This is a genomic window from Burkholderiales bacterium (assembly GCA_035518095.1).
Taxonomy (GTDB): Bacteria; Pseudomonadota; Gammaproteobacteria; order Burkholderiales; family JAHFRG01; genus JAHFRG01.
Genome location: DATIXX010000017.1, coordinates 1 through 24,619, shown reverse-complemented (window position 1 = coordinate 24,619; position 24,619 = coordinate 1). Strand labels below are relative to the sequence as shown.

Genomic DNA, 24,619 nt, shown 5'->3' with positions numbered 1-24,619 from the left:
CCTGGAACTTTAGCCCTGCCGATATGGCGGCTACACAAACGCGAGGTGGCAAATGGCGTCCACGAATATTGAGGTACTGAGGGAACGTTACGGGTTGCAGGCCACACCGAAACACGGACTCATTATGGCCACGTGGGGGTTTTTCATTGGTTTCGCTGCAGTCGCGCTTTACGGTCCGGCGGCACATTATTTTCAAAGCTCGATGCATATCTCAGGGATTCTGCTTGGGTTGCTCGTCGCAGCACCGCAGTTGACGGGTTCGCTTCTGCGCATACCTTTTGGCGCGTGGGTGGACAAAGGGGGCGGTCGATTGCCAATGCTGAGTTTATTCGGCGCGTCCTTGGTCGGTATGTGGGGACTCGTATACATTCTGTACAGCGTTAGCGATATGACAATCGCTGTGTATCCGTTGATTCTGCTGTTCGGGTTCATGAGCGGCTGTGGCGTCGCATCGTTTTCTGTGGGCATTCCGCAGGTTTCCTACTGGTTCCCTCAGAACCGCCAAGGCACCATGCTTGGGACATATGGCGGCATCGGTAACCTCGCCCCGGGAATCTTCACGTTGCTGCTTCCTTTTGCGATCGCGGGATGGGGTATAACCGGTTCTTATCTCGCCTGGTTCATTTTTCTACTGGCCGGAACGATCATTTACGCCTGGCTCGCCAAGGACGCCTATTTTTTCCAGCTGCGTAAAAAGGGAATCCCGGTAGAGGAGGCGAAGGACGTGGCTCGTCAGTGCGGCCAAGAATTGTTTCCAAAAGAATCAGTGTGGCATGCATTGTGGATTGCGGCCGAGGAGCAACGTACCTGGGGCCTGGTATTCCTGTATTTCATTTCTTTCGGTGGTTTTCTCGCTCTTACCGCCTGGTTTCCCAGCTATTGGATCAACTTGCACCATATGAGCGTGAAGATGGCCGGGGTTCTGGGCGGGGTCGGCTTCTCCCTGTTGGCTGCGATCATTCGAGTGTACGGAGGAATAATTTCAGAGTCCAAAGGTGGCGAGCGCGTCGCGATAGCAGCATTTGCGGTTGTTTTAGTGGGCGCAATTCTGCTGACGGTATCCACGCAGTTTGCCGTGAACCTAGCAGGCGAGCTTCTCATTGCCGTCGGAATGGGAATCGGCAACGCGGCGGTATTCAAGATGGTACCCAAATACGTTCCTGACGCAGTGGGCGGCGCGGCGGGCTGGGTGGGGGGTCTCGGGGCACTCGGCGGATTTGTGATCCCACCAGTCCTGGGCGGTTTTGTCGATATTCTGGGCCCCAAAGGGTATGCGAACGGCTTTTTTGTCTACGTGGTGCTGGCGGCAGCGGCGATAGCTGTGTCATACGGATTCATCAAATCTGAATCCAGGTTTGTAGCGCCTTCCGGTGCCAAGGCTTCTGTTGCGACAAGAAACTGAGAGGCCGTCGCTATGCGAATGTGATTGTGGTGCGAGACTACACCCATTAAAGAGAGACAAGGATGAGTCATCTTCTCGATCGACTGATGTTCTTCACCAAGGAGCAAAGTTCTTTCTCGGGCAACCACGGAGTGGTTACCAACGAAGACCGAACTTGGGAAGAGAGTTACCGAAAGCGCTGGCAGCACGACAAGATTGTCAGATCTACTCATGGTACCAACTGCACCGGTTCATGCAGCTGGAAGATCTACGTCAAGGGCGGCATCGTTACTTGGGAAACGCAGCAGACCGATTATCCGCGTACGCGCCCTGATATGCCGAACCACGAGCCGCGCGGCTGCTCGCGTGGCGCAAGCTATTCCTGGTATTTGTACAGCGGCAACCGTCTGAAATATCCCATGGTGCGCGGCCGGCTGCTTAGATTGTGGCGTGCGGCGCGCGAGAGCTTGCAGCCGGTCGAGGCCTGGGCTTCAATCGTTGAAGATGCGCAAAAACTCAAGTCTTATCAGTCGGTGCGCGGACTCGGCGGCTTTGTGCGATCGTCATGGGACGAGATCAACGAAATCATTGCGGCGGCCAATGTCTACACGGTGAAGAAATATGGCCCGGACCGCGTGATCGGGTTCTCGCCAATTCCGGCGATGTCGATGGTGTCGTACGCGGCGGGCAGCCGCTACCTGTCGCTAATCGGCGGCGTTTGCATGAGCTTCTATGACTGGTATTGCGATTTGCCGCCGTCTTCACCGCAGACATGGGGTGAGCAGACCGATGTTCCGGAATCGGCCGACTGGTATAACTCGACATTTATTATCGCTTGGGGATCAAACGTGCCGCAGACACGCACACCGGACGCCCACTTCTTTACCGAGGTGCGTTACAAGGGAGCCAAGACTGTTGCCGTGACACCCGATTATTCAGAAGTCGCCAAGCTGTGCGATTTATGGCTGCATCCCAAGCAAGGCACCGACGCGGCGCTGGCGATGGCCATGGGACACGTGATTTTTAAGGAGTATCACCTTGCGCGAAAGAGCGCCTATTTCGAGGACTATTGCCGCCGCTACAGCGACATGCCGATGCTGGTGCGCTTGGTGAAGCACGGCGACGCCTGGGTGCCCGAGCGCCTGCTTCGCGCCGCCGATTTTACCGACCGTCTGGGCCAGACCAACAATGCAGAGTGGAAGACCGTCGGGTTCGACGAGTTGTCAGGCAATCCCGTGTCGCCGCGCGGCAGTGTCGGATACCGCTGGGGCGAAAAGGGAAAGTGGAACCTGGAGGAGAAAGATGCCGCCGGCAATTCTATAAAGTTGCGATTGACGCTACTTGACGAGCACGACGAACTGGTACCGGTCGCATTTCCTTATTTTGGCGGCAAAGCGCACGAGCATTTTACGGCAAGCGCTCATGACGAGATACTGAAACGCAACGTGGCAGTGAAGAAGCTTGTGCTTGCGGATGGCGAACATTACGTGGCGACCGTGTTTGATTTGCTCGCCGCGAACTACGGACTTGACCGCGGTCTGGGTGGCACTAATGTCGCCCAGTCCTACGACGACGACGTTCCGTATACGCCGGCTTGGCAGGAGCGCATCACCGGGGTCAAGCGCGAGCAGGTGATCGCGATCGCACGCCAGTTCGCGGATAACGCCGACAAAACGCAGGGCAAATCCATGGTGATAATCGGCGCAGCGATGAACCATTGGTACCACATGGACATGAATTACCGCGCCATTATTAATATGCTGGTGATGTGCGGCTGCGTCGGGCAGTCGGGCGGTGGGTGGGCACATTATGTCGGGCAGGAAAAACTGAGGCCCCAAACCGGCTGGACTGCGCTCGCGTTTGCGTTGGATTGGCACCGCCCGCCGCGCCAGATCAATAGCACCTCGTTCTTTTACGCGCATACCGACCAGTGGCGTTATGAACAGTTGTCGGTATCGGAAATACTTTCGCCGCTGGCGAATACCGGGGATTACGCCGGCAGCCTCATCGATTTCAATGTGCGTGCAGAGCGCATGGGCTGGCTGCCCTCCGCGCCCCAGTTGCAAGCGAACCCGCTACATGTTGCGAAGGATGCGGCAACGTCCGGCACCGAAATCAAGGAGTATCTGGTGGCGCAACTCAAAAGCGGGAAGCTTAAGCTCGCGTGCGACGATCCGGACAATCCGATTAACTTTCCGCGCAACCTGTTCGTCTGGCGTTCCAATTTGCTCGGCTCGTCCGGCAAGGGGCATGAGTATTTCCTTAAGCATCTGCTCGGGACCCAGCATGGCGTACAGGGCAAGGATCTGGGCGAAGTCGGCGGAGAAAAGCCTCGAGACGTGACGTGGCGCGACCCGGCGCCGGAGGGCAAGCTCGATCTGCTGGTGACACTGGACTTTCGCATGTCGACCACGTGCCTCTATTCCGACATCGTGCTGCCGACTGCGACTTGGTACGAAAAGAACGATCTCAATACCTCCGATATGCACCCGTTTATCCATCCGCTTTCCGCGGCCGTGGACCCAGTGTGGCAGGCACGCAGTGACTGGGATATTTACAAGGGCATCGCCGCGAAATTCTCGGAACTTGCTGCGGGACATTTGGGCGTCGAACGTGACGTTGTTCTGGTGCCGACGCTGCACGATACGCCGAACGAACTCGCTCAGCCGTTCGAAGTCAAGGACTGGAAAAAAGGCGATTGCGAACCGCTACCAGGTAAGACCATGCCCAACATCGTCGTGCTGGAACGGGATTATCCGAATACCTATAAGAAGTTTACGGCACTCGGTCCGCTGATGAGCAAAGTCGGGAATGGCGGAAAAGGCATCGCGTGGAACACTGAACAGGAGGTAGGCCTGCTCGCCAGTTTAAATCATACGGTGACCGAGCCCGGAGTTACGCAAGGGTTGCCGAGAATCGAAACCGACATTGACGCCGCGGAGGTGATTTTGTCGCTTGCGCCGGAAACCAATGGCGAGGTCGCAGTAAAGGCATGGGCGGCGCTGTCCGAACTGACAGGTCGCGAGCACACACATCTTGCCCGGCCGCGCCAGGACGACAAGATCCGTTTCCGCGATCTGGTTGCGCAACCGCGCAAAATCATTTCTTCGCCGACATGGAGCGGAATCGAATCCGAGCAGGTGAGCTACAACTCCGGATACACCAACGTGCATGAGATGATCCCATGGCGCACCCTGACAGGTCGCCAGCAACTCTATCAGGATCATCCGTGGATGCGTGCGTTTGGCGAGGCACTGTGCGTATACAAGCCCCCGATCGACACCAAAACGGTGAAGCCTCTGCTCGGCAAGCTCTCCAACGGCAATCCAGAGGTCGTGCTTAATTTCATCACGCCGCATCAGAAATGGGGCATACATTCCACTTACACCGATAATCTCATCATGCTCACTTTATCGCGTGGCGGACCGATCGTTTGGATAAGCGAGGTTGATGCGCGCACTGCAGGCATTGTCGACAACGACTGGATCGAAGCCTATAACCTGAACGGTGCGCTTACCGCGCGTGCGGTAGTGAGTCAACGCGTGCCGCAGGGGATGGTTCTGATGTACCACGCGCAGGAAAAAATAGTCAACGTGCCCGGCAGCGAGATCACTCATGCGCGCGGTGGCATCCATAATTCCGTGACGCGGACTTGCCCGAAGCCCACTCACATGATCGGCGGATACGCGCAGCTAGCTTACGGTTTCAATTATTACGGCACGGTCGGCTCAAATCGCGACGAATTTATAATTGTCCGCAAAATGAACAAGGTCGACTGGCTCGATTCTGCGGCAGAGCCAGTGCCGGTTAAGGCGGAAGTGTAAATGAATCGAGGGAAACTGGGATGAAAATTCGCGCGCAGATCGGCATGGTGCTGAATCTCGACAAGTGCATCGGCTGCCATACGTGCTCGGTAACGTGCAAGAACGTATGGACGTCCCGTGAAGGCATGGAATACGCCTGGTTCAACAACGTCGAGACGAAGCCCGGAATCGGCTACCCGAAAGACTGGGAAAACCAGGAGCGCTGGAATGGCGGCTGGCGACGCAAGGCAAATGGCCGCATCGAACCGCGCATCGGCGGCAAATGGCGCGTGTTGGCCAACCTCTTTGCCAATCCCGACTTGCCGGAAATCGACGATTACTACGAGCCGTTTACTTTCGACTACGAGCACCTGCACACCGCGCCTGAGTCGCGGGCCGCACCGGTCGCGCGTCCGGTGTCGCTAATCACCGGCCAACGCATGGACAAAATTGAATGGGGGCCGAACTGGGAAGAAATACTTGGCGGCGAATTCGATAAGCGCAGCCGCGATTACAACTTCGATGAGGTGCAAAAGGATATCTACGGCCAGTTCGAAAACACCTTTATGATGTATCTGCCGCGCCTCTGCGAGCATTGCCTCAATCCGTCATGTGTTGCGGCCTGCCCATCGGGATCGATTTATAAACGCGAAGAGGACGGCATTGTGCTGATCGACCAAGATAAGTGCCGTGGCTGGCGCATGTGTGTATCGGGCTGCCCCTACAAGAAGATTTATTACAACTGGCAGACCGGCAAGGCAGAAAAATGCATTTTCTGCTACCCGCGCATCGAGGCCGGACAACCCACTGTATGCTCGGAGACCTGTGTCGGCCGCATTCGCTATCTCGGCGTGCTCCTGTTCGACGCCGACCGCATCGAACAGGCGGCAAGTGTTGCCGAGGAGAAGAACTTATATCATGCGCAGCTTGATCTGTTCATGGATCCGTTTTCGGCGTCGGTGATCGAGCAGGCACGCAAGGATGGTGTACCTGAAGCTTGGCTCAAGGCGGCGCAAGCATCTCCCGTCTATAAGTTGGTGATGGACTGGAAAATCGCTTTTCCGCTGCACCCCGAGTACCGCACGCTGCCGATGGTATGGTACGTACCGCCCCTGTCCCCCATAAATTCCGCGGCGGCGAGCGGGCAGCTTGACGGGAACGGCGTGCTCCCCGACGTGAAATCGCTGCGCATTCCGCTTAAATATCTCGCCAACCTGCTCACCGCGGGGGATGAAAAGCCTGTGGCGAGCGCTCTTGAGCGCATGCTCGCGATGCGCGCTTTCATGCGCGAGCGCCACGTTGAAAAACGTCAAAACATGGAAGTTTTGACGCAGGTGGGCATGAGCATGGCGCAGGTCGAGGAAATGTACCGGTATTTGGCGATTGCCAACTACGAAGACCGATTCGTGATTCCTACGACCCACCGCGAGTATGCAGAAAACGCTTTCGACCTGCGCGGCGGCTGCGGCTTCTCCTTTGGCAACGGTTGCTCGGACGGGCGGTCGACCGCGAGTCTGTTCGGCGGCAAGAAGAAAACTATTCCGATTAGAGCGGCGCCATGAATCGTACGCTGAAAGCGATTGCCGCGCTACTTGAATACCCGGATGCGGAGCTCGTTGGCGCATTGGATGAAATTGAACAAGTGCTTGCCGAAGACAGAGCAATTGCAGCCGATTTCGACGCAATTTCCGCTCTCATCTCTCGGCTGCGCGATGCAGACCTGCTTGACGCGCAGGAAGCTTTCGTCGAGCTGTTTGACCGTGGCCGGTCGACTTCGCTCAACCTGTTCGAACATGTGCACGGCGAATCGCGCGACCGCGGGCAGGCGATGGTCGATCTGCGAGAACTGTACGCCTCTCGCGGTCTCATGCTTGACACGAACCAGCTGCCTGATTATCTGCCGGTCTATTTGGAATTTCTGGCGACGTGTGCGCAGGACGAGGTGCGTGAGAAGCTAGGCGATATCTCTCACATACTGCAGGTTATCGGTGCGACCCTTTCCAAGCGATACAGCAGCTACGCGGCGTTGATCGTCGCGCTGCTCAGGATCGCGGGTGAACGCCGGCCCGAGAAACTGCTAATGGATACAACCGTGACCGATGATACGTCGCCGGAAGCGCTGGATCGTACCTGGATTGAGGAGCCTGTGACCTTTCTCGGCGGCGGCGCGCAACCTGGGCAGGACCAAAGCGTGATCCATTTCTATCCAAAACGGCCTTCGCGAGAAGCGGACAACACGAACGAGGCGTGACCATGAGTGCTTACCTCCAAGGATTCCTGTACGGCATCTATCCGTACATCTGCCTGGCGATATTTCTGCTCGGCAGTCTGGTTCGCTTTGACCGTGAGCAGTACACCTGGAGAAGCGAATCCAGCCAATTGCTCCGGCGCGGCCAGTTGCGATGGGGAAGCAATTTGTTCCATATCGGGATACTGTTCCTTTTCTTCGGCCACCTGGTCGGTCTGCTGACTCCGCACTCGGTGTACGAGGTCCTGATAACCGCCCAGGCAAAACAGTTGCTGGCGATGATCTCCGGTGGTATCGCGGGGTTAATGTGTCTGGTTGGATTACTGCTGCTCATCCACCGGCGGCTGGGCGAGCCGCGCCTCCGCGCAACCAGCAACATCATGGACTTTGTGGTCCTGTTCTGGATACTGGCCACGCTGCTGCTTGGTTTGGTTAGCATATTCGTCTCGAGCCGCCATCTGGACGGCAGCGTGATGCTCTTGCTGAGCCAATGGGCGCAACACATCGTCACGTTTCACGCAGGTGCGGCAGCGGTGCTTGTTCCGGCCCCGCTGATCTACAAGATTCATTTGTTTTTCGGCATGACATTATTCCTGCTGTTCCCATTTTCCCGTCTGGTTCACGTTTGGAGCGGATTTGCCGCACTGGGCTACGTGACTCGCGCCTACCAGGTGGTGCGCAGCAAGTAAGGCCGCAGACAGGCTATGCCAATCAGCGTTAACGATGTGGAAATTCCGGAGGCGACCATCGCGGACGAAACGCGGTTTCACTTCGATAGCGCATTTCCTTATGAGGACGCGTGCCGGGCGCTTGCAATCAAGGAACTGTTGTTACAGCGCGCGCGAGAGACAGGGCTTGCCGCAGGACGGGATGAGGCGAGCGATGATGCGGCGATCGAGGAGTTGCTGGCACGTGAGGTCCACGTGCCGGTTCCAAGCGAAGCAGAATGCCGCAAGTACTATGAATCCCATTCCTCGCGCTTCCGCAGCGGCGACATTCTAGAGGCCTCGCATATTCTGTTTGCCGTCACTTCCAATGCGCCATTCAACGCGATTCGCGCGAAGGCCGAAGAAACCCTCAGGATACTGGTAGCCGAACCCGGGCGCTTCGCCGAATTGGCAGCAAATTGTTCAAATTGTCCATCCGGTGCGCAAGGAGGAAATCTCGGGCAAGTACGTCGGGGTGATACGGTTTCCGAGTTTGAAGCTGCCCTGTTCGACACCTCCGCTGTCGGCGTATTGCCGCGGCTGGTCAAGACGCGTTACGGCTTCCACATTGTGCGGATCGCGCGTCGCATCGAAGGCCGCAAGCTGCCGTTCGAAATGGTCAAACACGGCATCGCTGAATTCCTGGTTGATCGCGTGAGAAAAAAGGCGATCCAGCAATATTTGCGCATTCTGGCCGGTAAGGCGCGAATTACCGGCATTGATCTCGCAGCTGCTGAATCACCACTGCTGCAATAGCAATTTGCACGCAAGCGGGAAAACTCGATTGCAGTGCGACCGCGTACATTTAAGACCAAGAAATTTTGCCTGAGTAGGGCTGTGAGCGAATGTTATATTCCTAGGGGTCCACATTAGGCTCTTTGCCTAACTCTCTACTCTAATCGCGTTGTTAATCGCCGAGGATTTAATTTTCGAGATACAACCCGACCTTCAATCAGTAGCACATCGATCATTTGGTGCTGTTGAGTGGACTCGAACCACCGACCTACTGATTACGAATCAGTTGCTCTACCAGCTGAGCTACAACAGCAACTCGGCGTAAATTATACAACGAGAGCCGAAATTAAGAAGCTGCTTGCGACCGGATGCGGATGATGATGTCAACGCCTTCCGATTCTGTGCCTTGCGGTAGAGAGGGTAGACCGGATACGCTGATGTTGGAAGCGTCGATATCGGTGAGGGAACCCGTATCCACATTGTAAAAGTGATGGTGATTGCTGGTATTTGGATCGTAAAACACTTTGTTCGGGTTAACGATCACTTCACGGACCAATTTTTTTCCCAGAAAAAGGTTCAACGTGTTGTATACCGTGGCCCTGGACGTTTCGGGGTGTCGGGAATTGACAATACCCAGGATCTCGTCGGCAGACAGGTGCTGTTGCCGCGAAAACAGGGCATGCGCAATTTCTATCCGCTGGTGAGTCGGGTTTATGCCATGGCTACGTAATAACGCGGCCATGTTCTCGCGCGTATATATCTGCTGTTTCATAGGCTTAATTCTAATATATGGTTTGGACTTTGTCTAATCCGGTCAAGCTAATGCATCTCGCTTGAGGCCTGAGGCCAGGCATATGGGCCGCAGTCGATCGGTTGTGATACCCCCTGCACTAGGTTTACCAACAAGCGCGCACTCCCTGGGGCCATGGTCACGCCGTAGCGGAAATGCCCGCTATTAATGTATAGGTCATCAAACTGCGGGTGACGATCTATCGTGGGAATGTTTTCCGGCGAGCCGGGCCGCAAGCCGGCCCAATGTCTCACCAGCAGACTTTCATTGAGCTGCGGGAAAAGTTTCGCAGACCAGGCCAGTAATTGATTTTTCGCCTCGTCGGTGACGCTGTTGTCGAAGCCGACATGCTCTACCGTGCTGCCCAGCAGTATGTGGCCATCTTTCCGCGGTATGAAATAGTTGTCATTCTGCAACACGATGCTGGTGAGAAAACCGGGTTGAGTCCTAAGCAGCAGCATTTGCCCGCGCACCGGTTTGATATCAAGGTTCAAAGTAAAATTACCAACAATGTGCTTGCTCCACGCGCCCCCGCAAACTATATAGCCCGCGGCAGAAAACTCGCCACGCGGCGTCACGACCCCTACCAGGCGCTGCCGGGAAATTTTCCACGCGCTGACCTCGCAGTTTTCAATGACTTTGACCTTGGCCATCGCAAGTCGGCGCCGCAGAGCTTTAATCAGCCGTGGATTGCGCACTTGCGCCACCTGCGGCAGCCACAGTGCACCCGCCTCCAGCGAAATACGGGGGGAAACGTCGGTGGACTGCACGGGTACACATTCAACCAGATGCTCACGGCACCAGTTTCTAGCTCCATCCCGGTCGAACTCTGGAAGCATAAGCAAGCCGCTGCGGTAATACTCAGGATCAATTCCTGTCGCAGAATTGATCTCGTCAACCCAGCTCGGGAATAGCTGCTCGCTCCACATGGTGAGGCGCGTCACCGCGGGCGCATATTTCCACGGAGGCAAAGCACACAGGATGCCGCCGCCTGCCCATGAAGATTCAGCTCCCACTATCGCCCGTTCCAAGACCGTGACTTTGCCGCCGCGCTTGGCGAGTTCCAACGCTGTTGCAAGGCCAATAATTCCTGCTCCAATGACCACAAAATCTTGTGACAGGTCGCACACCCCTTTTAGTTAGAATGCCGTTTATTCTAACAAAAACACCATTTATCAGTTGCGTTTGCTTTCACCGAAACGAGTCCTCTATGATTAGCTCAGTTGAAAGGGGATTTTAATTTTCACTATGAAAAATTATCAAGCGGGTTTTAACCTAATTGAGCTAATGATCGGCGTGGCTATCCTTGGGATGGTCGGCGCATTTGCGCTTCCCTCATTTACCAATTCGATTAAAGACAATCGCATTAGGACGGTTTCAAGCGATGTCCTCGCGGACCTTGCGTTCGCGCGCAGCCAGGCCGCCACGCTGGGCACTCAAGTCGCCGTCTGCATTAGTTCCAACGGAACCAGCTGCGCTGTATCCGGTAGTAATTGGGGAGTTGGTCGGCTCGTTTATGTGGATGCCGACGAAAGCGGCACATTCAATGCAGGCGACACCATTCTGCGGGTCAGGGACTCGCTTTCTGGCACCGCCACCCTGAGCGCCACAGGCGGTGCCTGGGGCGGCACCACGTACGTGATCAGATACCGTCCCAGTGGAGTGCCGGTTAGCAGTGTAGGTAATTTGGATATCTGCGACGATCGTCCCGGAATCACCACGGGTCGGCGCATAACGCTTTCCAACGTCGGCAGGGCTAGTTCCGCAAGCTACACCTGTCCATAGGAATCGCCATGAATAATAATGTTCCGCTCCGTCATATGCAGGGTTTCACGCTGCTCGAAGTCTTGATTGCGATCATCGTGATCGCGTTCGGCTTTCTAGCATTTGCGGGGATGCAATTGGTCAGTCTTCGCAACGCGCATAGCGGAACATATCAGACCATCGCGACTCAACTCGCGCGCGAAATGGCCGACAATCTGCGCGCAAACAAAACCGCCGTGGGCCTCGGCTATTACGACAACCCCGTAGTAGGCGGGGTGAAAACAACGAATTGTCTGACTACCGCCGGTTGCACCACTCAACAAATGGCGCAGATGGACCTGTACTTGTGGGATCAGAAGCTGGCAACCGTGCTGCCGCTCGGTCAAGGTCACGTGTGTAGAACATCGGTACTGAGTAACCCGACGCCGCCAACTTCCGGGGGCGCCGCTCCGGCTACTTACTGCACGAATAACCCGGGCCCTCCAGCGGATTCCTACGTTATCAAGATCTGGTGGGACGACAGCCGTAGCGGCACTCCAAGTGCGATATTCGTTTCAGTCTTTACGCCATGAAAAGAAATCCAACCATGAAGATAGACCTGAAATCGAGTTCCGGAATTCGAAGCGAGCAAGGTTTCTCGCTGATTGAAATCATGATTGCCCTGCTGATCGGGTTGATCCTGGCGGTGGCAGTCGGCCAGGTTCTCCTCAGCAACAGGGAGGCCTACAAGACGCAGGACGATCTGTCGCGCATGCAGGAAGACGCGCGTTTCGCCCTTGAGACCATGAGCCGGGCGATCCGCATGGCGGGTTACAAGGGAAACGGCAGCACCGCGGTGTTTGCCAACCCAACTCTCGATGGCACCGATGCAGGCACGGCAAACGGCAGCGACTCCCTTATTGTGCGCTTCGCCGGAAGCGACAAATTGGGTGTTCCGGGAACTGCCGACGGCAGTGTGGTTGACTGCCTTGGAAATGGCGTGCCTCTGAACACGATATCCTACAATCAGTTCTACATCGCCCCCGATCCCGCGAATAATAATGAACCCTCGTTGTTTTGCGACAACACGGATGATGGTACGCAAAACGGCACGGTACTAATACCCGGGGTAGAAAGCATGCAGATACTCTGGGGGGAGGACACGGACGCGGACGGCGATCCAAATTATTACGTGCCGGTCAGTAGCGTCGTGAACAAGAACAATGTGGTTGTGCTGCGTATTTCGCTACTCATGCGGACTTACAATCAGGTCGGCGTCGCGGTTGATGGCAATACCTATCAGCATTTCGGAGTGGATTATCCGAATTATGCGACCGATCTTGGGGCGCAGTTCACTGCTCCCGCGGACAAAAGGATCAGACACTTTTTTTCAACAACTATCGGTGTGCGCAACAGGTTGCAATAACGGAGGCGTGGCGTGAAAGACTGTCAAATGACAAATTATTCCAGGCAGCAAGGCGCGGCTCTTCTCATGGCCATGTTGTTTCTGGTGATTCTTACGTTGATCGGGATAACAAGCATGATTGGTAGTGCGTTGGAAGAGCGCATGGCGCGCAATTCCCGCGAGACCAACATCGCGTTCCAGGCCGCAGAAGCGGCGTTACGCGACGCGGAAGCGGATTTGCAAAATACTGGGGCAGCCCCGCGCGCCACGGCGATTACGTTCACCGAATTCACCATGGGTGCCGGCAACTGCTCGGGCGCCGGAGCGACTGTTGGATTATGCCAACCCGCAACCGCTGTGCCACAAGTATGGGATGGAACGCCCTCGCACCTGGAAGACACCACCATAAGCGTACGTTACGGGACCTACACCAATGCGACCCTGTTTCCGATATCGACTCAAAACACCGAGGGCATTGCTGGAACAACTACTTTGCCCAGCGGAGGGGTATCCAAGCAGCCTCGCTATCTCATCGAATATCTTGGGTTCCAAAGCCCTTGGTACATCTACCGGATTACATCGGTTGGCTACGGCCCGACACCCACGACCAAAGTGATCCTCCAAGAGGAGGTGCAGTGGTCGCACTAAGAAAAATTGGCTACGTCCGGAAACCTGCTACCTTTCGACGTGCGGGAAATATCAAGGTGCGGAAAGCATTAATCCGGGAATGGTATGGAGTACAAAAATGAAACCAAATCGCAATTTTTGCCGGCAGTTATGCATGTTCGCGGCTGCCGTACGCTCTGCGCCGGACCGCTCAAGATGCGCGCACGGCGCAAAGTCTTCAGGCAGTAACCATCAACGCCAGTGTCCGCTACACCACAACGGGCACCAGCAGTCGATGTGAGACTGCGTTTTTAAACTTAATCCGGCTTCGCCGGCGGAGCAGATAGATCATGAACCTGATGCCCATGCAAATGAACAGCAAATGGAATCACGCTCGCGGTTTTACTTTGATCGAGCTGATGATTGTAGTTGTGATTATAGGCATACTCGCGATGATCGCGTTTTCCGTATATACGAACGAAGTCATCAAGGGAAAACGGGCGGAAGGAAAAGCATCGCTCATGCAGGCGGCACAGATCGAGGAGCGTTATTACACTGCAAATAACCAGTATGGGACTTTAGCCGCAGCCGGCATTAACAGTTTTTCAGGCGATAACGCAACCAATGCCGCCTACGCTATTACGTTGACCCTGACCCCTGCCGCTCCTGGACCCTACACTGCATTTACTCTAACAGCGACACCGAATTTTAATGACACGGCATGCGGCGCCCTGACACTAACCAACACGGGCGCTAAGGGTTCCGGAGCTGGTACTGTCGCCACCTGCTGGCACTAACGACGTCTTACGGGACGCACCGCATTGGGCGTTGCCACAAGCTAGGCTGAGCGGAGGCATTTCGCGCAGGTCAAGCCGGCCACAGCGGCTTCTGTCCGTCAGTTATGGTTTTCTTTCGAACAAATAAACAAAGGCCCCTCGTGTTGCTTCTAGTGCTGCAAATGGAGTTTTAATTGGCTCGGCACATTGCGCCAAGCACTAAGGAATAACACACGCTTGGCGAAAACGAACAGCCGCAGTCAAGAAAATGCCGTGGCGAATTATTTGCTCTCAACGGCAGCCGATCCGGAGTCAGGCGACTGATTAGCCTTCGGGTATCCCGCTGTATCGAGAGCCTTGTTCCACATTGCTTCATCGAAACCCTTCATAACATCCGGCCCCACCGTAATCGTTGGGATCACCAGATTGGGTCCGATCAGGCTCTGCAATTTTTCTTGAGTGGCCGGGTCCTGCGCGTTCTCTTCGGCGAATGGCACCTGGCGACCGGCGAGTAGCGCCTTGGCCTTGTTGCATAACTCGCCACAATCGAAACTATACAAGGTTACCGGAAAATTCTTGGCCGCCGCTTGCGGGTCTGCCAATTTTTCACCTTTCTGCGCTGTCGCCAAGGTGGAACTCACACCATGCGGGGGACGAAGTTGCGACGTTTTAGGATAACCGGCCGCATCCAATGCGTCGTTCCACTCGTCCTCCTTAAATCCCTTCAATACCGTATCGCCAACTTTCAGAACCGGTACCTCCAAGCTGCCGACGAGCGCCTTCAGTGCCGCAGAATCAGCCGGCTGCTGCACCGGATTTTTCTCGCTGAACGGAACACCGCGTTTCGTGAGCAACGCGCTCGCCTTGGTGCAAATTTCACCGCAATTACTGTTGTACAAGGTCACAGGAAAATTCCTTACCGCCTGCCGCAGCACGTAGTTCATTCCGTCATCATCGGCAATATCGGTCGAAATTCTTTTTTGCTCGATATCCCTGGCGCTGACGGGAGGAAGCTGATCACTATAGAAAACATTGCCGTCCGAATCGACCCAGCGATACATTTGTGCTGCTCCGGCCACTTTAATCGGCAGCAGCAACAGCAGAGCCATAAAAAACCATGTTCTCATTGCGGAGTCCTGCTCAACTGGGAATCCCACCTATTCATAGCATAGCAAGAAATCTGTATCCTATAAATGCAAAATCGCACGATCTGCGGTAGCTCGGTGTCGCACATTGCCAGTGGTCGGGCCCCTAGTCATACTGGTACAGATCGCAGCGAAACTCTTGCGAAATAAATTTACATTCGATTATTTGTGACACGAATCACATTACTTTTCTGTGATAAAAATCACGTTCTAAAGTTCGTGACGAAATTCACATTCATATCCGTTACGCCGTAAAAATATCGGCACATTTTGCCGTTTATCCGCACAAAGTGACCATTTATCGGACTTATTTGATTTCACCGGTATTGGCCTCCTAAGATTCACTCACGAGAAAAGGGGACTTGCATGAAAACTCAGAATGGTCTCACTCTAATCGAACTCATGACAGTGGTCATTGTCGTGGCGATACTCGCGACGATTGCGTTGCCTTCGTACCGAGATTACATCACCCGAGGCAAAATTCCCGAGGCTGTTTCGAACCTCGCGAATTTGCGGGTCAAGATGGAGCAATGGTATCAGGATAATCGCAACTACGAGAATTCCACCGCCACTGCTTGCGGCGTCACAATGCCGGCGAGCCCTGCCGTCAAATACTTCACCTTTACCTGCACTAATCCCGGGGGGAACCAGAACTACCTCCTTACCGCAACCGGCGGCATCGCCGGTGGCGACCAATCAATGAACGGGTTCGTCTTCACCGTTGATCAATCCAATAATATGGCGACCACTATTACCGCCGGTACTCCTGCGGCCGCCGCCGGCTGGACGGGAAACGCCAATTGCTGGGTGAGACGAAAAGGCGGCTCATGCTGATTCAAATAAAACTGCTTGCCGGCTTTACCCTTCTTGAGGTGATGATCACCATCGCAGTCGTTGGCATTCTGCTCGTGCTGGGACTGCCGGAGGTATTCAGCTGGATGCAGAACACTCAAATCCGCACCGCATCCGAATCCATTAGTAATGGCCTGCAGATCGCCCGCGGCGAGGCGGTAAAGCGCAACGCTCGTATACAGTTCATGCTTACCAACAGCACGCCCAATGCTGCCACGCTGCCCGCTCTGGCTGCTGGTAATACCGGCGATGCTAGCGGCGTTAATTGGGTCGTGATGAATTACCAATCCACGGGCGTTTATACTGCAGCCGATTTCGTGCAGGGCGGCGGCAACTTTAATACACCCAATGTCGCGGTTAACGCGGCCAACCCGGCTATCGTGTTTACCGCCTTGGGCCAGACCGACCTCGGCTCAGCCGACGTTATACAGGTGACCAATCCCACGGGCGGCGCCTGTTATGGCAATAGCGGGCCGATGCGCTGCCTGAATATTGTGGTGCAAACAGGTGGTCAGATTCGCATGTGTGACCCGGCAATTCCCAGCGGGTCCGGCGATACTCGCGCCTGCTGACTGAATCCAGATCAAGGAGCCCGTATGAATTCGATGTCGCCAAAGTGTACGCAATCCGGTGTCATGTTGCTGGAAGCCCTGGTCGGCATTTTGATCTTTTCTATCGGCATCCTCGCTCTGGTCGGCCTGCAGGCGACAGCGATCAAGAATCAGAGCGATGCCAAATACCGGGCTGATGCGAGCTATTTGACCAATCAGATTATCGGGCAAATGTGGGTCGACCGACCTAATCTTGCCACGTATTCGCACAATCCTACGCCAGCTGTAACGGCTGCGGCCCCGCCGACCTGCAATCCGGTTTCTGCCCCCTCGGCCAACGTGAACGTTGCTGCCTGGATCACACGAGTGGCAAATACGTTGCCCGGCGCGGCGGCGGCGAATCAGCAAATCATCATTAACGCCGCCAACAATAACCAGGTTATGGTAGTGGTGTGCTGGAAGCGAACACAGGACGCGAGTTATCACAATTACATGGCCACGACTTACATCAATTAGTTAGTGGCCGGTTTGATCATGAATCGCAAAGGAGTTGTTCGGATGTTTTCTAACAAGGGTTTTTCAATGGTGGAGATCCTGGTCGGCATGGTCATCGGCTTGCTTGGCGTGATTATTATCATGCAGATTTTCGCGCTGGCGGAAGGACAAAGACGCACTACCACCAGCGGCGCGGATGCTCAGACCAATGGCAACATCGCGCTTTACACGATTGAGCGCGATGCGCGCCAAGCAGGCTACGGCATAAACCTTGCGGCACTCGGGTGCAGTGTCAATACTTCATTCAATGGCAGCATTACAAATCCCGGCGCGCTGATTCTCTCCCCGGTAATCATCACCGACGGCGGTGTCGATGCCTCGGGCTTTGCACTGCCAGATACTCTGCGCGTCCTCTACAGCACGAACGCCATGACCGCTTTGCCGCAGACACTCGCTTATCCAAATCTGAATGGCGACGCGCAATCCACAATTGGCAGTACGTTGACGGTGGCACCTAATGATCTAGTGGTCTATTACGAGTCTGGAAGAAACTGCACGCTCGCCCAAGTCACCACGGTTCCAAGCAGCACAGTCTTCAATCACGCTTCAAGCAGTCCTTGGAACACCAGCGCCATATTTCCGGCATCTGGGTATGACATTAACGCCAGTGTTTTCGACTTTGGTGCCATGGCGCACCACACTTACAGCATCGACACCGTTAATAACAATCTACTGCTCACCACGGTCGGTTCCAACGGCACCACCACTTATCTTGAGGCCGGTGAAATCGTCAATTTGCAAGTGCAGTACGGCAAGGATACGGGAATACACGCCGGCTACGTACCGGGTGATGACATTGTAGACGCTTGGGACACTGTCACCCCCGCGGTGCTCCCACCCGCGGGTGCGGGCACGACCGCCCAGTGGCAGCAGATAATCGCGTTGCGCATTGCCATACTGGCACGCAGTGCCCAGCGTGAAAAGCCTGACTCGGTTACCGGCAAATGCACCGCAACCACAGTTGCGCCGACCTGGAGTGGAACTAATCCGCCCGGGGATGTCGGCATGTGGTTGCCGCCAGACAACGGCCCGGGCAGCGGACCTGGCGGCAGCTTGCCGCACTGCTACCGGTATAAGGTATTCGAAACCGTGGTCCCTTTGCGTAACATTATTTGGGGAGCGTAGAGATGAAAACATCCGTAAATAAACTGCACTATTTTCGCCGCCAGCAAGGTGTCGTGCTCTTTATCGCACTTATCGTTCTTGTGGCCATGACCTTGGCGGGCATCGCGCTGATCCGTTCAGTGGATACCGTAAATCAAATCGCGGGCAACCTCGCTTTCAAGCAGGGCGCCACGCTCTCGGGAGATTCTGCGGTTGAGACGGCGCGTACGTGGCTGGTAGCCCAGACCGCCGGTGCCCTATGGAATAACAGCGCCGCCAACGGTTATTACTCATCCACCCCTACTGTCGGACAGGGCACTGAAGTCCCTTGGGACCAGTATGACTGGACGGGCTCCGCCGTTGCCCTTCCCGCAGATGCAGCCGGGAATCAGGTCTCCTACGTCGTACACCGCCTTTGCAAGCTAGCCGGTGATCCGGGCGGCGCAGGAAACACTTGCCTGGCTACGGTCGTGACCGGTGCCACCCCCCGCGGCAGCAGCAAGGGTGCGGGGGTCATCGGTCCTTCAGGCACGCCCCAGTACTACTACCGAATCACCAACCGCGTTACGGGTCCGAGGAACACAGTGACCTACATGCAGACGCTAATCCAGATCTGACATGCCGGCGATCGAAAGGGAGCGCTTGGTCACTGCAGTTAAACAGGAGTCGATCATGAAACACGTCATCTTATGCAGGCGCACAGAAGCTTGGCTCGTCGCGGCCGCTCTGATTGGAAGCTGTGGCTTGGTGCAAGCGGCGTCGACCAGTATTGCCAATACGCCTCTCTTTACGGCGCCGGCGTCAAGCGTGCAGCCGAATATCATGTTCCTGCTTGACGATTCCGGCAGTATGACGAGCGATTTTATGCCGGATAATGTCGGCAACGGCACGAGGAATATGTGCCGCTCCAGCGATAGCACCTGCGATTCCGGCGGTAATGATGGCAATCTAAGCGGTACCCGCACGTACGGTGCGCCTTTTCTTGCGACGCAGTTCAACCTTATTTATTACGACCCCACGCTTACCTACGGATTGCCGAAGGACTACAACGGTCTCAGTGCCTATTACCAGACATATAACAATACTTGGAGTTTTCTGTGGAGCGCAGTCAGAGTTAATCCCTTCCCGAACAATGCCGGAGGTACCGCAAATATTCTGACCGGCTTCCCGGAGGAAGTATGGTGCGACGGCAGTCAAAGCGGGCCGACCGACACAGTGCACTGCCGGCGCAATTTGCAGCCCAATGCTACTTTTTCGGTTAGTCTTTCCAACAGCCGGTCCGGCACGACCAACACAACCACAGTAACGTTGAACAACAATAACTGTCAGGCAGGAGACAGCGTGACCATAGTTAATGCCGGGACCGCCGGCTTCAACGGCACGTTCACCGTGGCTTCGTCACCAGCGCCAACAGCCAATACTTTTGCCTATACCTGGAACAGCGCGAGCAATCCCGCAGCGCCGGGTGGTACACCTGCAGCGTCCGCCTGCAACATTCCGATAACCAAGCTGTCCAGCGCAGGCACCACGGCGACCGCGGTGTTTCCGATCGCTCACGGCTGCAATGTTGGAGACACGATAAAAATTAGTGGCGCCTCGACGGGCGGCTACAACGTAGCCAGTGCCACTGTAACCTCAGTTCCGAGTCCAAATACCTTTACCTATACCACTGCGCTCAGCAATTTGAGCGTAGTCGAGGGTACCGGCTCCAATTCGGGGCAGTTTATCGCAAGGTCTTCTCTATGCCCCGGTACCCCCAGCAATTACAGCACCAGCACCACAGTGCCACCGCTGATGCAGGGGTTTCCCCAAGGGCGCTATAGCCAAAAGGTGACGCTCTCGGGTACGCCGTATTACTACAGCATATCGCCGAACGAATATTGCGCGGATGAAAATCTGACGAATTGTCAGTCCACGGTGAATGAAACCAACGCCAGCGGGAATTTCAGCTACCCTGCGACCGTAAGATACTGCGCTTCAAGCTCAGCGGTAAACGCGAGCCCCGGTGCCCCCGGCGCCACCGGCAACGGTTCCACCACCGGCTGCGATCGTGTCTATGCCGGCAGCTTTAGCCGAGCACGTTATGGGTATTTCACGCGCACGAATATTGTATCCACAACGACCACCTATCCGAAAGCCAGCACCCGCACCGACTGCGTCGCAAATGCCAACTTCTGTACCTTCACTGAGGAAATGACCAACTTCGCCAACTGGTATGCCTATTACCGTACCCGCATCCAAATGGTTAAGTCTTCCGCCAGTATTGCCTTTTACGGCCTCAATCAAAACTATAACGTTGGCTTTAATACTATTAATGCCAGCGGCAGCAGCCAGTGGCTCCCCGATGCGCCTTTTGACAACTCCGTGGGCGGTCAGAAAAACCAGTGGTACACCAAATTGTACGCAATTAGCCCCGCCAACAGCACGCCGTTGCGCACAGCGCTCTCGCGCATTGGCCGTTATTACGCCGGCATGAAAAGCTCGGCTGCGTCCTATATTAGCGACGACCCGATTCAATATTCCTGCCAGCAGAATCTCACCTTCCTAATCACAGACGGTTATTGGAACGGCGGCGGCGGGGTGAAGCTTAACGGCACCGCAATGGGCGACCAAGACGGACAGAGTGGTGTCGCGCGACCGTTTTTCGATGCCTTTGCCGCTTCAGGGGGTGACGGTGGCGGTACGCTCGCGGATGTCGCCTACTATTATTGGAACACGGACCTGCGCACGCCCAGTTTCAATGCGACCGGAGCGCTGGGTTTGGACGTGACCGCGAATAACGTGCCGCCTACCACCAAAGACCCCAACACTGCGCAGCACATGGTGACATTCACCATGGGACTGGGGCTTGACAGCACTCTGCTATGGAACCCTGGATACGACACCTCGGGCACCAGCCCTGATTACAACGCGGTGGTAAGCGGTGTCTCGAACGGCAACTGGACGGTGAGCCCGGACTGGCCAGTGCCGGCGGCTAACGCGATCACTGCGGTTGACGATTTGTGGCATGCGGCGGTTAATGGCCACGGCACGTATTTCAGCGCCAGAAGCCCGGCGGTCGTTACCGGCGGCTTGCTGCAGGCCTTTTCCTCGGTGGCCCAGCGCACCAGTAACGAGTCCGCCGCCGCGACCAGTACTCCGAACATCGTGCCTGGCGATAACTTTGTATTCAGTTCCACTTACACCACGGTCGATTGGTACGGCGACACGATACAACAGGAAATCGACGCCGCGACTGGCCTCCTCATCCCAACGATCAATTGGTCAGCGCAGGCGAAGCTTGACACCATGGTGGGCGCAACCGCCGACTCGCGCACCATTTACACCTTCGATTACGGATCCAGCCCGGCATCGAGCAACCTTAAGAATTTCCTTTGGGCAAATTTGTTGCCCAACGAGCAGGCCTATTTCAACGGCACGTTGGGCGGGCGGCAACTGCTGGCGCAATGGAGCGTGCTAACGAGTACGCAGCAAACCCAGTGCGATTCGGGCGACAGCACCAGCTGCGGCGAGAAGCTGGTGAATTATCTGCGCGGTCAGCGCGCCTATGAGACTCCAGTCAACTCCCTGGTCACGCCGGATGGCGGCATCGATTCCCTGTTCCGCCATCGTCCACATATATTGGGCGATATCGTATCGGCCGAGGCAGTGTATGTGCGCGCGCCGATTTTCAACTACGGTGATCAGGGTTATGCCGCTTTCCAGAGTGCCCAAGCTTCGCGTCAGGCGGCACTATATGTGGCGGCAAACGACGGCATGCTGCACGCGCTGAATGCTAATACCGGAGTTGAAATGTGGGCTTATATTCCTTCCATGGTGATGCCCAACATGTGGAATCTGGCAAGATTTGATTACTCGTCCAATCACATGTACTTTGTCGACGCAACGCCTACTTCCGGCGACATCTGCACCGCGAACTGCGGCACGCCCAGCGCAATTTGGGCCACCATTCTTGTGGGCGGCTTGAATGCCGGTGGCAGAGGCTACTACGCTCTCGACATTACCAACCCGGCCAGCCCCAAGGCGCTGTGGGAGCTTAAGTCCCCGGCGACCTGTACCGTTTCCGCCGGCGTTAACGTTCCGGCTGTCGGCAACGTGCCGCAGGATCCGGTAACGAGCGCACTGAATGCGCCCATCTTCAGCGATTGCGATATCGGGCTGAGTTTCGGTAACCCCATCATCACTAAGCGCGCCGACGGTAAATGGGTGGTGCTCGTTACCTCCGGCTATAACAACATCGTACCCGGCACCGGCGGTGGCTATCTGTACGTGATCGATGCGGTCACCGGCCAAATACTGAACAAAATCGCAACGCTGATACCCGGATCAATCAACGCGGGCAACGCAACGACGCCCAGCGGCTTGGCACGGATCAATTCTTTCGTCAATGACACCCAGACCGATAACACGTCTTTGCGTATTTACGGCGGCGACCTTAACGGCAACCTGTGGCGGTTCGACAGTGTTTCCTCGCCGAACACTTTGGCCACCTCGGGCAACGCGGCTACGCTGCTGGCGATACTGGGAACTGCGGCCGGCAACCAGGGCAGCGGTTCTCAGCCCATCACCACCAAGCCGGAACTGGGTGAAGTCTTGGTCTCTGGCGTCAATACCTTCGAAATCGTGTACGTGGGGACCGGCCGCTACCTTGGCGTCGGTGACGTTTCCGACACCAGTCAGCAATCCTTCTACGCCATCAAGGATCCCTTAGGGCCCTTTACCGGCTGGGGTGTGGTTCACGGCAACCCGAACATGGTTCAGCAGACGCTCACCGAAGCGGTGGATCCCACGACTCAGGAAACGGACCGGTTTACCACCGCCAATGCGGTTGACTTCACCAGCAAAATCGGCTGGTACATCGATTTCAATCCGGGCGGCGTGTCTCCGGGCGAGCGCAGCAACACCGATCCGTCGCTGGTTCTCGGAATACTGAGTTTTGTCACCAACGCTCCGGATACCAACGCGTGCGACCTCGGCGGCAAGAGCTATCGTTACTTCCTTGACTATACGACCGGCGGCCCGCTTGCGACATCCGTCAATGGTGTATCGGGTTCGTTAATAACATTTGCCCTGGCAACGCGGCCCGTTATTATTCAAGTGGCGGGCAAACTGGAGCAGATCATCAACACCCAGGGTGTAGTGCAGATCTTCCCGCTGCCTCCGTTGTCACCACCCGTTGGAGGAAAGCGGATCTTCTGGCGCGAGATAATCCCTTGATCTCCAGCTAGAGTCTCTCAGCAGATGAAACATGGGCGCGGGTACGCGCCCATGTTTGCTTTTAGGTTTCTCATTGCACCGGGCCAGGCATTGCACCGGTCTTTAGTTTTCTCAATCTTACTTTGCTGAGTGGCGGCTAAAGCTGTCCCAGATGAGGAACGCCGCACCGCAGGTGATCGCCGAATCGGCGAGATTGAATGCCGGCCAATGAAAGGTCTGAACGTAGAAATCCAGGAAATCCACTACATGTCCAAGCGCGATGCGGTCCCACAGGTTTCCCAACGCGCCACCCAGGATCAAGCTCAGTCCGAGACTGAAGAGCTTTTGCCTGTGATAGCGCATTATGAGATGGACGATAAGCAATGATGCGAATGCCGCTATCAAGATAAACAAGCCGCGCTGCCAGCCTGAAGCCCGGCTTAAGAAGCTGAACGCTGCGCCGGTGTTATAAATGAGTGTCAGGTTGAAAAAAGAAGTGACCGGCATGCTTTCACCTGAAACAAGCGACTGGCCGGCCCAGTATTTTGTCAGTTGATCAAGCACAATCACCAGCCCGCTAATCAACAACCAGCGCGGCCAGTTACGCGAAGTGTCGAGCTTCTCCGCTGCCATAGAGGTTACTCACACAACGCCCGCAAATTTCCGGATATCTCGCTTCCGCTCCCACGTCGGCGCGGTAATGCCAGCAGCGTTCACATTTGCGGTGCGGACTGGGAATGGCCCTGATTTGCAAGTCTTCAAATTTCATGTCTTCGGCTTCAGGGTGAGTATCGTGAAACGACGCGGCCTGCGAAGTGATAAAAATAAACCTGAGATCGTTGCCAAAATACGTTAACTGTCTGTGCACGTCCTCATTCTTCGTGTATAGCTTCACTTCCGCCGCAAGTGAAGAACCAATTTTCCCATCCACCCGCAGTTCCTCAAGCTTTTTCTGGACATGACGCCGCACTTTTCTAATATGCTGCCAACGGGTAAGCAATTCTTCGATTTTGTCGATCTGA

At 55.5% G+C, this 24,619-nt stretch carries 22 protein-coding genes and 1 tRNA gene; 17 read left to right on the top strand and 6 right to left on the bottom strand.

Annotated elements, in window-relative coordinates:
* The first annotated feature begins 52 nt into the window (after positions 1–52).
* The 6 genes from VLV32_03670 to VLV32_03645 all read left to right on the top strand — a co-directional run bounded on the left by VLV32_03670 (position 53) and on the right by VLV32_03645 (position 8,895).
* Positions 53–1,402 carry an MFS transporter gene (locus tag VLV32_03670; GenBank protein ID HUL40991.1) on the top strand — a complete coding sequence of 450 codons (1,350 nt, stop codon included), beginning with the start codon at positions 53–55 and terminating at the stop codon, positions 1,400–1,402.
* Between the two features lie 62 nt (positions 1,403–1,464).
* On the top strand, positions 1,465–5,205 hold the full coding sequence (locus VLV32_03665) for a nitrate reductase subunit alpha (GenBank protein ID HUL40990.1): 3,741 nt from the start codon (positions 1,465–1,467) through the stop codon (positions 5,203–5,205).
* Positions 5,206–5,225: 20 nt separating this feature from the next.
* Positions 5,226–6,746, top strand: coding sequence for a nitrate reductase subunit beta (gene narH / locus VLV32_03660; protein HUL40989.1), 1,521 nt, complete (start codon positions 5,226–5,228; stop codon positions 6,744–6,746).
* Positions 6,743–7,435, top strand: coding sequence for a nitrate reductase molybdenum cofactor assembly chaperone (gene narJ, locus VLV32_03655; protein ID HUL40988.1), 693 nt, complete (start codon positions 6,743–6,745; stop codon positions 7,433–7,435). The genes narH and narJ overlap by 4 nt, the downstream gene beginning before the upstream one ends.
* A 2-nt stretch (positions 7,436–7,437) precedes the next feature.
* Positions 7,438–8,121, top strand: a complete 684-nt coding sequence (gene narI, locus VLV32_03650; protein HUL40987.1) for a respiratory nitrate reductase subunit gamma — start codon at positions 7,438–7,440, stop codon at positions 8,119–8,121.
* A gap of 15 nt (positions 8,122–8,136) precedes the next feature.
* The gene (locus VLV32_03645; GenBank protein ID HUL40986.1) at positions 8,137–8,895 is read left to right on the top strand and encodes a peptidylprolyl isomerase; all 759 of its coding nucleotides are present in this window, start codon (positions 8,137–8,139) and stop codon (positions 8,893–8,895) included.
* Positions 8,896–9,111: 216 nt separating this feature from the next.
* Here the strand turns inward: VLV32_03645 and VLV32_03640 are convergent.
* From VLV32_03640 to thiO, 3 genes are all read right to left on the bottom strand, one after another.
* Positions 9,112–9,187: transfer RNA gene (locus tag VLV32_03640), tRNA-Thr, on the bottom strand.
* A gap of 33 nt (positions 9,188–9,220) precedes the next feature.
* Positions 9,221–9,646, bottom strand: a complete 426-nt coding sequence (locus VLV32_03635) for a Fur family transcriptional regulator (protein ID HUL40985.1) — start codon at positions 9,644–9,646, stop codon at positions 9,221–9,223.
* Positions 9,647–9,693: 47 nt separating this feature from the next.
* On the bottom strand, positions 9,694–10,770 hold the full coding sequence (gene thiO / locus VLV32_03630) for a glycine oxidase ThiO (protein HUL40984.1): 1,077 nt from the start codon (positions 10,768–10,770) through the stop codon (positions 9,694–9,696).
* Positions 10,771–10,912: 142 nt separating this feature from the next.
* On the opposite strand from thiO, the gene VLV32_03625 reads away from it, so the two are divergent.
* From VLV32_03625 to VLV32_03605, 5 genes are all read left to right on the top strand, one after another.
* Positions 10,913–11,449, top strand: a complete 537-nt coding sequence (locus VLV32_03625) for a GspH/FimT family pseudopilin (GenBank protein HUL40983.1) — start codon at positions 10,913–10,915, stop codon at positions 11,447–11,449.
* 8 nt (positions 11,450–11,457) lie between these two features.
* Positions 11,458–12,000, top strand: a complete 543-nt coding sequence (pilV, locus tag VLV32_03620; protein HUL40982.1) for a type IV pilus modification protein PilV — start codon at positions 11,458–11,460, stop codon at positions 11,998–12,000.
* Complete coding sequence (locus VLV32_03615) at positions 11,997–12,833, top strand: PilW family protein (protein HUL40981.1); 837 nt, start codon at positions 11,997–11,999, stop codon at positions 12,831–12,833. The genes pilV (VLV32_03620) and VLV32_03615 overlap by 4 nt, the downstream gene beginning before the upstream one ends.
* 27 nt (positions 12,834–12,860) lie before the next feature.
* Positions 12,861–13,460 carry a pilus assembly protein gene (locus VLV32_03610; protein HUL40980.1) on the top strand — a complete coding sequence of 200 codons (600 nt, stop codon included), beginning with the start codon at positions 12,861–12,863 and terminating at the stop codon, positions 13,458–13,460.
* Positions 13,461–13,768: 308 nt separating this feature from the next.
* A complete protein-coding gene (locus tag VLV32_03605) occupies positions 13,769–14,215 on the top strand; it encodes a type IV pilin protein (protein HUL40979.1) in 447 nt (148 codons plus the stop codon).
* Positions 14,216–14,475: 260 nt separating this feature from the next.
* Here the strand turns inward: VLV32_03605 and VLV32_03600 are convergent, their stop codons facing one another.
* Complete coding sequence (locus tag VLV32_03600) at positions 14,476–15,321, bottom strand: glutaredoxin family protein (GenBank protein ID HUL40978.1); 846 nt, start codon at positions 15,319–15,321, stop codon at positions 14,476–14,478.
* A 384-nt stretch (positions 15,322–15,705) separates the two neighbouring features.
* Between VLV32_03600 and VLV32_03595 the strand changes: the two genes are divergently transcribed.
* The 6 genes from VLV32_03595 to VLV32_03570 are packed head-to-tail and all read left to right on the top strand — an operon-like array spanning position 15,706 to position 23,618.
* The gene (locus VLV32_03595; protein HUL40977.1) at positions 15,706–16,173 is read left to right on the top strand and encodes a type IV pilin protein; all 468 of its coding nucleotides are present in this window, start codon (positions 15,706–15,708) and stop codon (positions 16,171–16,173) included.
* Positions 16,167–16,763 (top strand): GspH/FimT family pseudopilin, encoded by a 597-nt coding sequence (locus VLV32_03590; GenBank protein ID HUL40976.1) that lies wholly within the window; start codon positions 16,167–16,169, stop codon positions 16,761–16,763. The genes VLV32_03595 and VLV32_03590 overlap by 7 nt, the downstream gene beginning before the upstream one ends.
* Before the next feature lie 24 nt (positions 16,764–16,787).
* The gene (gene pilV / locus VLV32_03585; GenBank protein HUL40975.1) at positions 16,788–17,258 is read left to right on the top strand and encodes a type IV pilus modification protein PilV; all 471 of its coding nucleotides are present in this window, start codon (positions 16,788–16,790) and stop codon (positions 17,256–17,258) included.
* A gap of 42 nt (positions 17,259–17,300) precedes the next feature.
* Positions 17,301–18,422 carry a PilW family protein gene (locus tag VLV32_03580; GenBank protein HUL40974.1) on the top strand — a complete coding sequence of 374 codons (1,122 nt, stop codon included), beginning with the start codon at positions 17,301–17,303 and terminating at the stop codon, positions 18,420–18,422.
* A 2-nt stretch (positions 18,423–18,424) separates the two neighbouring features.
* Complete coding sequence (locus VLV32_03575; GenBank protein ID HUL40973.1) at positions 18,425–19,018, top strand: hypothetical protein; 594 nt, start codon at positions 18,425–18,427, stop codon at positions 19,016–19,018.
* A gap of 55 nt (positions 19,019–19,073) precedes the next feature.
* The gene (locus tag VLV32_03570; protein ID HUL40972.1) at positions 19,074–23,618 is read left to right on the top strand and encodes a PilC/PilY family type IV pilus protein; all 4,545 of its coding nucleotides are present in this window, start codon (positions 19,074–19,076) and stop codon (positions 23,616–23,618) included.
* A 117-nt stretch (positions 23,619–23,735) separates the two neighbouring features.
* Here VLV32_03570 and lspA read toward each other — a convergent pair whose 3' ends face one another.
* Positions 23,736–24,230 (bottom strand): signal peptidase II, encoded by a 495-nt coding sequence (gene lspA, locus VLV32_03565; GenBank protein HUL40971.1) that lies wholly within the window; start codon positions 24,228–24,230, stop codon positions 23,736–23,738.
* Positions 24,199–24,619: zinc finger domain-containing protein (locus VLV32_03560; protein HUL40970.1), on the bottom strand; the 421-nt coding region annotated here is incomplete at its 5' end. The genes lspA and VLV32_03560, both read right to left, overlap by 32 nt.